This is a genomic window from Herbaspirillum rhizosphaerae (genome assembly GCF_001189965.1).
Taxonomy (GTDB): domain Bacteria; phylum Pseudomonadota; class Gammaproteobacteria; order Burkholderiales; family Burkholderiaceae_D; genus Herbaspirillum; species Herbaspirillum rhizosphaerae.
The window spans coordinates 1-10,597 of record NZ_LFLU01000034.1 but is presented as its reverse complement, the minus strand read 5'-3'; the positions used below and the strand labels follow the sequence as shown (position 1 = coordinate 10,597).

Genomic DNA, 10,597 nt, shown 5'->3' with positions numbered 1-10,597 from the left:
TCCGATTTGTACCCACCGCCATCGGCTACGCACAAGCGGAGCTGCCAAACCGGCTCGCTTCGCATTGCCCTGATGGCTCGCCTTCGGCATCGCGCTTGGCGATCTTTGATTTTGCTGTTGTCTCAGCGTCGTTTGCAGCAACTTGCAAACGCTTGAAAGGATTTGAAATGAACATGAACGATACGCCTGCGCTGACTAAAGACGCGGGTCTGACGATTGCAGGTAAAACCTACAACTCGCGCCTGCTGGTCGGCAGCGGCAAGTACAAGGATCTCGACGAAACCCGTGAAGCCACCGAGGCCAGCGGCGCCGATATCATTACCGTGGCGATCCGTCGCGTGAATATCGGCCAGGATCCGAATGCGCCCAGCCTGCTCGACGTGGTGCCGCCTTCGCGCTACACCATCCTGCCCAATACCGCCGGCTGTTACAACGCGGAAGACGCGGTCTACACCTTGCAACTGGCGCGTGAACTGCTGAACGGCCACAAGCTGGTCAAGCTGGAAGTGCTCGGCGACGAGAAGACCTTGTTCCCCAACATGCCGGAGACTCTGAAAGCCGCCGGGACGCTGGTCAAGGACGGTTTCGACGTGATGGTGTATTGCAGCGACGATCCTATCCAGGCGCGCATGCTGGAAGACCTCGGCGTAGTCGCGGTGATGCCGTTGGCGTCGCTGATCGGGTCCGGCATGGGCATCCTGAATCCGTGGAATCTGTCGCTGATCATCGAGCAGTCGAAAATTCCGGTGCTGGTCGATGCCGGTGTCGGCACAGCTTCCGATGCGGCGATTGCCATGGAGCTCGGTTGCGACGGCGTGCTGATGAATACCGCGATTGCCGGCGCGCGCGATCCGATTCGCATGGCGCGGGCGATGAAGCTGGCGGTGGAGGCGGGACGCGAAGCCTTCCTCGCCGGGCGGGTTCCGAAACGCTTTGCCGCGTCGCCGTCGTCGCCGATGGCGGGCCGGGTAGTCTGAGTCAGGCCATGACTACCTATCGTTCGACGCCGCCGTGCGTGCTGGTGTTTTCCGGCTCCGACCCGAGCGGCGGCGCCGGCATGCAGGCGGACATTCCCGCCATCAGCGCACTCGGCTGCCACCCGCTGTCGGTGCCGACGGCGCTGACGGTGCAGGACAACGTCAGCGTGTTTGCCGTGCATCCGATCGATGCGGAGTTGATCCGCCATCAGGCGCAGGTGCTGATCGATCGTTTCGACATCCGGGCCGTCAAGCTCGGCATTGCCGGCAATCGTCGCAATGCCGAGACGATTGCGGATCTGATATTGCAATTGCGCGCGCGCCGGCCGGATTTGCCGGTGGTGTTCGATCCGGTGCTGGCCAACGGCCGTGGCGATCAGTTGTCGACTGATGATGCGGCGCTGGCGATCGAATCGCTGTATGCGGTCGCAACCGTCATCACGCCCAATCTCAACGAAGCCAATCGCCTCTGCGGCAGCGAGCATGCGCCGGAGCAACAGGCCGCCATCCTGATGCAGCGCGGTTGCACGCATGTGCTGCTCAAGGGTGGTCACGGCCCGCAGCATCAGGATGTGGTCAATCGCTGGTTCGGCCCTGACGGCGTCTTTGCATCGTGGAGCTGGCCGCGTTTACCGGACGAGTTTCATGGCAGCGGTTGCACGCTGGCCGCCGCCTTGTCGGCACAACTGGCGCAAGGTCTTGGGATGCGCGACGCTATCGAAGCGGCGCAGCGATATTGCCAGCATGCGCTGGAAACCTCGTATGCGATTGCTCCCGGGCAGCGCATCCCCAATCGTGTGCCGCAGTATGAACGCCCCTTTGCTGGAGAAAATAAATGAGTGAAGCTAAACAATGGTCCTTGCGCGGCCTGTACATCGTGACCCCGGACTGGGACGATACCGACAAACTGGTCGGCGCCACCGAGCAAGCGATCAAGGGCGGCGCGACGCTGGTGCAATACCGTCACAAGACCGCTGATGCAGAGCTGCGCAAAGAGCAGGCAAGTGCACTGTTGCAAGTCTGCCGTCGCCACAACACGCCCTTCATCATCAATGACTACGTCGACCTCTGTATTGAGCTTGACGCCGAAGGCATCCATGTCGGCGGCACCGATGCCTCGGTGGCGGAAGTGCGCGCCCAGGTCGGCAAGGACAAGATCGTCGGCGCTTCGTGCTATGGCACCTTGCAGCTGGCGCGCGACGCCTACGCGGCCGGTGCGACCTACGTGGCCTTCGGCGGTTTCTATCCCTCGCGCGTGAAGAAATATGAATTCAAGACCGCGCCGGAAATCGTCGCCGAGTCGAAGAAGGAAATACCGTTGCCGATCGTCGTCATCGGCGGCATGACGCAAGAAAATTGCCTGCCGCTGATTGCACAGGGAACCGACATGGTGGCGGCGATCAGCAGCGTCTACATGACGGATGATCCGCAAGCGGCGGCGCGTGGTTTTTTTCAGTTGATGAATCGTAGTGCATTGCTGCAATGAGTAGTCCCAGAGAACGCCGGAACGATGCCGGGCCCTGACTTTCGTCAGGACGACGATTCTATTTATCGGCAGCAAAAAGACAGTGCACGGCACAGGTGAAGAAAAGTGGTTAAATACCCTTTCTCAGCTCTCCTTGCTAGCCAAAAGCCCAGCCCATGTCTTCTCTTCCCGATCTCTCCTCCGAGCGCGTCCATTTCGATCTGACCACGCTGCGCCTGTTCGAGGCGACGGCGGAACTGGGCGCCGTCACCAAGGCGGCTGAACGCATCCACCTGGCGCCGGCGGCCGCCTCGCGCCGCATTCAGGAATTCGAAGCGCAATTCGGCATCGCCTTGTTTGACCGCCTGCCGCATGGCATGGCGCTGACCGACGCGGGGCGCACCTTGCTCGCGCATGTGCGCAGCATGATTCATTCGGTAGCGCGCATGCAGGACGACGCCAATGCCTTCCGCCAGGGCAATATGGGCGTGGTCCGCGTCGCGGCGTGTACTTCGGTGGTGCTGCAGTTTCTCGCCAAGGATATCCGGCATTGCAACGCGCTCTATCCCGGCATCAAGATCGACCTGATCGAACTCAATAGTCAGGGCGTGCTGGAGACCGTCACGCGCGGCGTAGCTGATATAGGGATCTATGAAAGCACGCTCGGCGGCTCGGTGTTGCCGAGCGTGCCGTATCGCGAAGACCGGCTGGTGCTGGTGACGCCGCGTACGCATCCGCTGGCGCACTACGACAGCGTTACCCTGGACGACATCCTGCCGCACAACGTCATCGGCCTGTCCGAAGGCGCGGCGATTTCCCTGATGCTGGGACGGCTGGCGAGCGAAACCAATCGCATGCTGCACATGCGCATCATGGTGCGCAGCTTTCACAGCATGGCGGCGATGATAGCCGAGGAAATCGGCATCGGCCTGATGCCGACTGCAGTCGCTGCGCTGCTGGCGGGCGGCGAGCAGTTTCGTTCGGTTCCCATCAACGGAGAGTGGGCCACGCGCCGTTTCGTGCTCTGCCATCAACCTGACATCGCCATGTCATCTGCCGCAAAGTCCTTGGTAGAGGCTCTTTCCAGCCCGGTTTCGCAAAACGCGAATCCTGATTCGTCGAAATAGCGATGGAAGTCCGCCGGGCCGCGCCCTTATAGTCTGTGCAACGTCTGCCATGCCGTCTTTGCTATCGGCCCGGCAGGCCAACGACCAGATCACACAGGAGCCGGCATGTCCGCTGCATCACCATCATTCGTGAAGAAACCTCGCATCGCCCTGACCATCGGCGACCCGGCCGGCATCGGCCCTGAACTCATCGTGCAACTGCTGGCCTTGCCGGGCATCGGCAAGCGCGCCGACGTCACGCTGATTGGCAATCGGGCCGCAATCGAACGCGCCGCCAAGGCCGTCAATGCGCCGATTCCGCAGGCGTCCGGTTGGCTGACGATCCAGGATTGGGACGGCGACGCGCGGGAATATGCGCCCAGCGTGGCGGGCGTCGACAACGGCCATTTCATTCTCGATTCGCTCAAGCTGGGCACCAAACTGGTGACCGACGGCAAGGCCGATGCGCTGTGTTTTGCGCCGCTGAACAAGGGCGCGATGCGCCTGGGCGGCATGCATGAAGAAGACGAGATGCGCTGGTTCGCCAAGCTGCTCAACTACGACGGTCCATGCGGCGAGTTGAACATTCTCAATGACCTGTGGACCGGTCGCGTGACTTCGCACATGCCCTTGAAAGACGTGTCCTCGGTGCTGACCGCCGAAGGCGTGGCGCAAGCCATCGGTATGCTGACCGATGCCTTCCGCGCCGCGGGCAAGGCTGAGCCGCGCATCGGCGTGTGCGGCTTCAACCCGCACAACGGCGACAACGGCAACTACGGCCGCGAAGAGATCGACGTGATTGAGCCGGGCATCGCCATGGCGGCGAAGAAAGGCTATTCATCGACGGGCCCGTTCCCGGCCGACACGATTTTCCTGCGCGCCAAAAACGGACAACTCGACGGCATCGTCAGCATGTATCACGACCAGGGGCAGATCGCCACCAAGCTGCTCGGTTTCGATGTCGGCGTCACGGTGGAAGGCGGCTTGCCGATTCCGATCACCACGCCGGCGCACGGCACCGCCTACGATATCGTCGGTAAGGGCATCGCCAAGATCACGGCGATGGAAAACGCCTTCGAGCTGGCCTGCCGCATGGGGGAAAGCCGCCTGAAAAGTTGAGCGCCGAATGATGCCGCGCTTCGGCGCGGCAACCGGGTTTTGCAATATCGAGATCATCACAACAATGAGCGCCAACAAGGCGCCACACCTTCCGCGAGGAGACTATGCAATCACTTTCCGCTGTAACAGCCGGAGCAGCCGGCCCTTCCGGACGCGCCACGCACGTCCAGAAATATATGCTCGCCATTTTTTGCGCGATGTCTTTCATCCTGTATCTGGATCGCGTCAACCTGGCCGCCGCTGCCGGTCCGATCAAGGATGAGCTCGGCCTGTCGAACACCACGCTGGGCCTGGCGTTCTCGGCCTTCGGCTATACCTATGCGATCTTCCAGATCATCGGCGGCTGGTTTGCCGACCGGCTCGGCGCCAAGAAGACGCTGATCGTCTGCGGTTCGATCTGGGTGGTTGCGACGATTGCCACCGGCTTCATCAGCGGGCTGGTGTCGCTGATCCTGGCCCGGCTGTTGCTGGGGATAGGCGAAGGCGCGGCGCTGCCGGCGCAGGCGCGCGCGATTGCCAACTGGTTCCAGCGCAAGGATCGCGGCTTCGTGCAAGGCATCACGCATTCGTTCTCGCGGCTGGGCAATGCCGTGGCGCCGCCGATCGTGGCCTTGCTGATCGTGCTGCACTCGTGGCGCGCGGCCTTCGTTATCGTCGGCGCATTGACGGCCTTGTGGATCATCGCGTGGGCGGTGTACTACAAGGACAATCCGCGCGAGCACACGGCGATCAATGAGGCGGAACTGGCGCGCCTGCCGGAGCACGTCAAGGTCACAGCCAACGGCGGCGATACGCCGTGGAAGAAAATCCTGCGCCGCATGTCGCCGACCATTTTCGTCTATTTCTGCCAGGTCTGGACCAACACGCTGTTCTTCAGCTGGGTGCCGATCTTCTTCATGAATGCCTATCATCTGGACATCAAGAAGTCGGCGATCTTTGCCTCCGGCGTATTTTTCGCCGGCGTGGTGGGCGACGTCACCGGCGGCCTGATCAGCGACAAGGTATTGAAGAAAACCGGCAGCCTGCCGATGGCGCGCCAGGGCGTGATTGCGTTCAGTCTGCTGGGCACTTTGTGCTTCCTGGTGCCGGTGATGCTGAGCCATGACGTCAACGTGGTCGCATGGTGCTTGTCGGGCGCGTTCTTCATGCTCGAGCTGACCATCGGACCGATCTGGGCCGTGCCGATGGACGTCGCGCCGGAATATACCGGCACCGCCAGCGGCATGCTCAATACCGGGGCGGCATTGGCGACGATCATTTCGCCGGTGGTGTTCGGCACCGTGATCGACCTGACCGGCAACTGGAATCTGCCGTTTGTCGGCTCGGCGGTATTCCTGCTGATCGGTGCGGTGATGGCGTTGAAGATGCGGCCGGATCGCGATATTCATTTCTTCGAACACCAGCATGATGGCAGCAAGGTGCCGGCCTGATTCTGAACAGGTAGTGCAGAAAACAAAAATGCCGGCGCGAAGCCGGCATTTTCTATTGCAACAGCAGAAGCTGTCGATCAGCCTTCCAGCAAGCTGCGCAGCATCCACGCATTCTTTTCATGCAATTGCATGCGCTGCGTCAGCAGGTCGGCGGTCGGTTCGTCGGCGGCTGCGTCAACGGCCGGGAACAGCGAACGCGCAGTGCGGGTCACGGCTTCCTGACCGGCCACCAGCTGACGGATCATTTCATCTGCGGCAGGCACGCCGTCGGCTTCAGGGATCGACGACAGCCGGGCGAAATCCTTGTACGAACCCGGCGCCGGATAGCCCAGTGCGCGGATGCGTTCGGCGATCAGGTCGACAGCCAGCGCCAGTTCGTTGTACTGGCCTTCGAACATCAGGTGCAGCGTGTTGAACATCGGACCGGTGACGTTCCAGTGGAAATTGTGCGTCTTCAGGTAGAGCGTATAAGTATCGGCCAGCAGTTTGCTGAGGCCGTCTGCAATCTTCTTGCGATCTTTGTCGTTGATGCCGATATTGATCGCTGCCACGTTCTTTTTTGCCATTGTTTCGCTCCTTGGTGTGATGGAATGCAACCTCACGATTTTATGCTAAAACCGTAAGTCCATGAATAAGACATAGGGATGATTGACACCATCACAAGGTATTAGATCCGACTATTTCAACCGATTATTCTTTGGCAAGCTGCGAACGGCGATACAGCGACAGCGTCAACGCCACCGCACACAGCGCGCCCACGGCGGCAAACAGGAACACTTCTTCGTAACCGAACTGGCCCACGATCAGTCCGGCCAGCGGCCCGGTGATGCCCAGCGCCAGATCGAGGAACACCGAGTAAGCCCCCAGCGCCGCGCCGCGATTGGGCGCTGGCACCAGGCCGACCGCTTCCACGCCCAGCGACGGGAACACCAGCGCGAAGCCGAAGCCGGCCAGCGCCGCGCCGATCATGGCGACTTCCGCCGAACCGGCCAGCCACAGGATGCTGAGGCCCACGGCTTCGACGGCAAAAGAAGCAATGGCGACCTTGAAGCCGCCGAAGCGGTTGATCGAATTGGCGAACAGCAGGCGCGAGCCGATGAAGAAGCCGCCGAACAGCGTCAGCGAAAACGCCGCATTGGACCAGTTATGGCTGGCGTAATACAGCGTGATGAAGGTCGCGATCGCGCCGAAACCGACCGTACCCAGCGCCAGGCCGATGCCGTATGGCAGCACGCGGTTGAGCACCAGGCGGAAGGCCAGGCGTTCGCCGCGCACCACCGGTACCGCAGGGCGGCGACGGGCGATCAGATAGCCGATCAGCGGCAGCGCCAGCGCGAGGAAACCGATCGACGAGAAACCCGCCACATGCTGCAAGGCCACGCCCAGCGGCGCGCCGATGGCCAGGGCGCCGTAGGTGGCGATGCCGTTCCACGAAATCATGCGCGCGGTGTGCGTCGCGCCGATGCGGCCGATGCCCCAGATGATGGAGCCGGTGCCGGCCAGGCTTTCGCCGATGCCGAGACAGAAGCGGCTGACCAGGATCATGGACAGGCTCAGCCAGGGCAATTCCGACGACCAGGCCGCCAGCACCAGGAACACGCCGCTGGCGACGCAGGCCAGCATGCCGCGCATGACGGTTTTCTTGGGGCCGATGGTGTCGACCATGCGTCCGGCCTGGGCGCGCGTGATGAAGGTGGACAGGTATTGCACGCTGATGGACAGGCCGGCAATGAAGGAGCTGTAGCCCAGATCCAGATGCACATAGCCCGGCAAGACCGCCAGCGGAATGCCTATGGTCATATAGGCAAGAAAAGTGAACAGGACAGTCGACAGGATCTGGACGATGACCGCGGATTGCGCAGGGGTAGTGACAGGCGCGCCCTCAGTGGTGGAGGTGGCGGCAGCAGATGTGGAACGTAGAGCTTCTTCGGACATGATAGGGAGTAAGAGAGGGCAACTGGCCTCAATGCCATGTTGCAGTGCGGAATTTTACTCCTGTTGCCGCAAACCTGCTGGCGGCGCGGGATTTGGTCTGGTCCGGCGAATTTTTCTAAGGAAGAATCCAGACCCGTTGCGCACTGAGGATGACGCACCCACGTATAATCGCGGGATGCAAAATCTTCTCCACAATCTCAATGCCGAGCAGCTCGCGGCCGTCACCCTTCCTGCACAATCCGCATTGATCCTGGCCGGCGCCGGATCAGGCAAGACGCGCGTGCTGACGACCCGCATTGCGTGGCTGATCCAGACCGGGCAAGTGTCGCCTTCGGGCATCCTGGCGGTGACCTTCACCAACAAGGCGGCCAAGGAAATGCTCACGCGGCTGTCGGCGATGATGCCGATCAACACGCGCGGCATGTGGATCGGCACCTTCCATGGCTTGTGCAATCGCCTGCTGCGCGCGCATCACCGCGACGCCGCCTTGCCGCAGACCTTCCAGATCCTCGACTCGCAGGATCAGCTGTCGGCCATCAAGCGCTTGCTCAAGCAGATGAACGTGGACGACGAGAAGTATCCGCCGCGCAACCTGATGTACTTCATCAACGGCGCCAAAGACCAGGGCCTGCGCGCCAAGGACGTCGAAGCGCATGACGACTACAACCGCAAGTTCGTCGAACTGTACGACCTCTACGACCAGCAATGCCAGCGCGAAGGCGTGGTCGACTTTGCTGAGCTGCTGCTGCGTACGTATGAACTGCTGTCGCGCAACCAGCCGCTGCGCGAGCATTACCAGCGCCGTTTCCGCCACGTGCTGGTGGACGAGTTCCAGGACACCAACGACCTGCAATACAAATGGCTCAAGCTGATGTCGGGCCAGGGCCAGGTCGACAGCGGCGCGGTGTTTGCAGTGGGCGACGACGACCAGAGCATCTACGCATTCCGCGGCGCCAACGTCGGCAACATGACCGCTTTCGAGCGCGAGTTCCGCGTGCAGAACCTGATCAAGCTGGAGCAGAACTATCGCTCGCACGGCCACATCCTCGACGCCGCCAACATCCTGATCGCCAACAACAGCAAGCGTCTCGGCAAGAACCTGCGCACCGACGCCGGCCATGGCGAACAGGTGCGCATCTTCGAAGCCAGCAGTGACCTGCAGGAAGCGCAATGGATCATCGAGCAGGTCAAGAACCTGATTGCCGAAGGCTGGTCGCGCAGCGAGATCGCCTTGCTGTACCGCTCCAACGCGCAGTCGCGCGTGCTGGAGCATGCCTTGTTTTCGTCGGCGATTCCTTACCGCGTGTACGGCGGCCAGCGCTTCTTCGAACGCGCCGAAATCAAGCACGCCATCGCTTATCTGCAGCTGATGGACAACCTGCACAACGATTCAGCTTTCCTGCGCGTGGTCAACTTCCCGACCCGCGGCATCGGCGCCAAGGCGCTGGAGCAACTGCAGGATGCGGCGCGTCAGTACAACTGCTCGCTGTACGCCGCGGTGCCTTATGTTGCCGGCAAGGCTGGTTCGTCATTGAACGGCTTCATCAAGCTGATCGAAGGCGCGCGTTTTGAAACGCAGAATCTGCCCCTGCAGGAAATGGTGCAGGTGGTGCTCGACGCCAGCGGCCTGATCACGCATTACCAGAACGAAAAAGAAGGCGCAGACCGTATCGAAAATCTGGAGCAGCTCGTCAGCGCCGCGACCTTGTTCGTGTCGGAAGAAGGCTACGGCCTCGATGCCCCGGCCTTCCTCGGCCCGCAGGCGCAAGCCGTTGCCGGCACCTCCATCACCACCGCCGACGGTATTGAAATCATCGATGCCGATGCATCGCTGACGACGATCATGTCGCCGCTGTCGGCTTTCCTCTCGCATGCTTCGCTGGAAGCCGGCGACAACCAGGCGCAGGCCGGTCAGGATGCCTTGCAGCTGATGACGGTGCATTCGGCCAAGGGTCTGGAGTTTGATGCGGTATTCATCACCGGTCTGGAAGAGGGCTTGTTCCCTCATGAAAACAGCGCCAAGGAAGAGGGTGGCGTGGAAGAAGAGCGTCGCTTGATGTACGTGGCGATTACGCGCGCGCGCAAGCGTTTGTACATGAGCTTTTCGCAGACGCGCATGCTGCATGGACAGACACGCTACAACATGCGCTCACGCTTCTTTGACGAACTGCCGGATGAGTCGATCAAATGGCTGTCGCCGAAGATTCAGCAGCAGCAACATAGCTGGTTCGCCCAGCCGAAATCGGCTTGGGACGCGGCGCCTGAATCCGGCAACAACAAGATTGCGCAGAATTTCAGCCGGCCTGATTCGGGCTGGCGGATTGGGCAGAATGTGGCGCATGCCAAGTTTGGCGAGGGCGTCATCGTCAACATCGAGGGCGGCGGCGGGAGTACGCGGGCGCATATCAACTTCGGGAAGTTTGGGATGAAGTTGTTGGATTTGAGTGTGGCTAAGTTGGAGAAGGTGGGGTGAGGTTGGGTTTGCTTTGTTCCGACTTGCGGTTTGCTGTAACTTTTGCTGTTCTTTCTTCGATCAACCTTTGCCGGGTGCGGCCCGGCAGCCGC

Annotated in this window: 9 protein-coding genes; 7 read left to right on the top strand and 2 right to left on the bottom strand. The window is 61.2% G+C overall.

The window, feature by feature from the left end; translation table 11 throughout:
* Positions 1–167 precede the first annotated feature (167 nt).
* From AKL25_RS23485 to AKL25_RS23460, 6 genes are all read left to right on the top strand, one after another.
* On the top strand, positions 168–977 hold the full coding sequence (locus AKL25_RS23485; RefSeq protein WP_050480124.1) for a thiazole synthase: 810 nt from the start codon (positions 168–170) through the stop codon (positions 975–977).
* Between the two features lie 8 nt (positions 978–985).
* A complete protein-coding gene (gene thiD, locus AKL25_RS23480) occupies positions 986–1,816 on the top strand; it encodes a bifunctional hydroxymethylpyrimidine kinase/phosphomethylpyrimidine kinase (RefSeq protein WP_050480123.1) in 831 nt (276 codons plus the stop codon).
* Complete coding sequence (thiE, locus tag AKL25_RS23475) at positions 1,813–2,463, top strand: thiamine phosphate synthase (protein WP_050480122.1); 651 nt, start codon at positions 1,813–1,815, stop codon at positions 2,461–2,463. The genes thiD and thiE overlap by 4 nt, the downstream gene beginning before the upstream one ends.
* 155 nt (positions 2,464–2,618) lie before the next feature.
* Positions 2,619–3,569, top strand: a complete 951-nt coding sequence (locus tag AKL25_RS23470; RefSeq protein ID WP_050480121.1) for a LysR family transcriptional regulator — start codon at positions 2,619–2,621, stop codon at positions 3,567–3,569.
* Between the two features lie 105 nt (positions 3,570–3,674).
* Positions 3,675–4,667, top strand: coding sequence for a 4-hydroxythreonine-4-phosphate dehydrogenase PdxA (locus AKL25_RS23465; protein WP_050480120.1), 993 nt, complete (start codon positions 3,675–3,677; stop codon positions 4,665–4,667).
* A 176-nt stretch (positions 4,668–4,843) separates the two neighbouring features.
* Complete coding sequence (locus tag AKL25_RS23460) at positions 4,844–6,097, top strand: MFS transporter (protein WP_050480119.1); 1,254 nt, start codon at positions 4,844–4,846, stop codon at positions 6,095–6,097.
* A gap of 77 nt (positions 6,098–6,174) precedes the next feature.
* Here the strand turns inward: AKL25_RS23460 and AKL25_RS23455 are convergent, their stop codons facing one another.
* Entirely contained in the window at positions 6,175–6,663 is a 489-nt protein-coding gene (locus AKL25_RS23455; RefSeq protein ID WP_050480118.1) for a Dps family protein, read from the bottom strand.
* 124 nt (positions 6,664–6,787) lie between these two features.
* Complete coding sequence (locus AKL25_RS23450) at positions 6,788–8,032, bottom strand: MFS transporter (RefSeq protein WP_083444857.1); 1,245 nt, start codon at positions 8,030–8,032, stop codon at positions 6,788–6,790.
* A gap of 175 nt (positions 8,033–8,207) precedes the next feature.
* On the opposite strand from AKL25_RS23450, the gene AKL25_RS23445 reads away from it, so the two are divergent.
* Positions 8,208–10,505, top strand: a complete 2,298-nt coding sequence (locus AKL25_RS23445; RefSeq protein WP_050480117.1) for a UvrD-helicase domain-containing protein — start codon at positions 8,208–8,210, stop codon at positions 10,503–10,505.
* Positions 10,506–10,597: the final 92 nt, after the last annotated feature.

Coding starts and splice junctions, on each gene's coding strand:
- AKL25_RS23485 (WP_050480124.1), top strand. CDS start 168: ATGAACATGAACGATACGCCTGCGCTGACTAAAGACGCGGGTCTGACG.
- thiD (WP_050480123.1), top strand. CDS start 986: ATGACTACCTATCGTTCGACGCCGCCGTGCGTGCTGGTGTTTTCCGGC.
- thiE (WP_050480122.1), top strand. CDS start 1,813: ATGAGTGAAGCTAAACAATGGTCCTTGCGCGGCCTGTACATCGTGACC.
- AKL25_RS23470 (WP_050480121.1), top strand. CDS start 2,619: ATGTCTTCTCTTCCCGATCTCTCCTCCGAGCGCGTCCATTTCGATCTG.
- AKL25_RS23465 (WP_050480120.1), top strand. CDS start 3,675: ATGTCCGCTGCATCACCATCATTCGTGAAGAAACCTCGCATCGCCCTG.
- AKL25_RS23460 (WP_050480119.1), top strand. CDS start 4,844: ATGCTCGCCATTTTTTGCGCGATGTCTTTCATCCTGTATCTGGATCGC.
- AKL25_RS23455 (WP_050480118.1), bottom strand. CDS start 6,663: ATGGCAAAAAAGAACGTGGCAGCGATCAATATCGGCATCAACGACAAA.
- AKL25_RS23450 (WP_083444857.1), bottom strand. CDS start 8,032: ATGTCCGAAGAAGCTCTACGTTCCACATCTGCTGCCGCCACCTCCACC.
- AKL25_RS23445 (WP_050480117.1), top strand. CDS start 8,208: ATGCAAAATCTTCTCCACAATCTCAATGCCGAGCAGCTCGCGGCCGTC.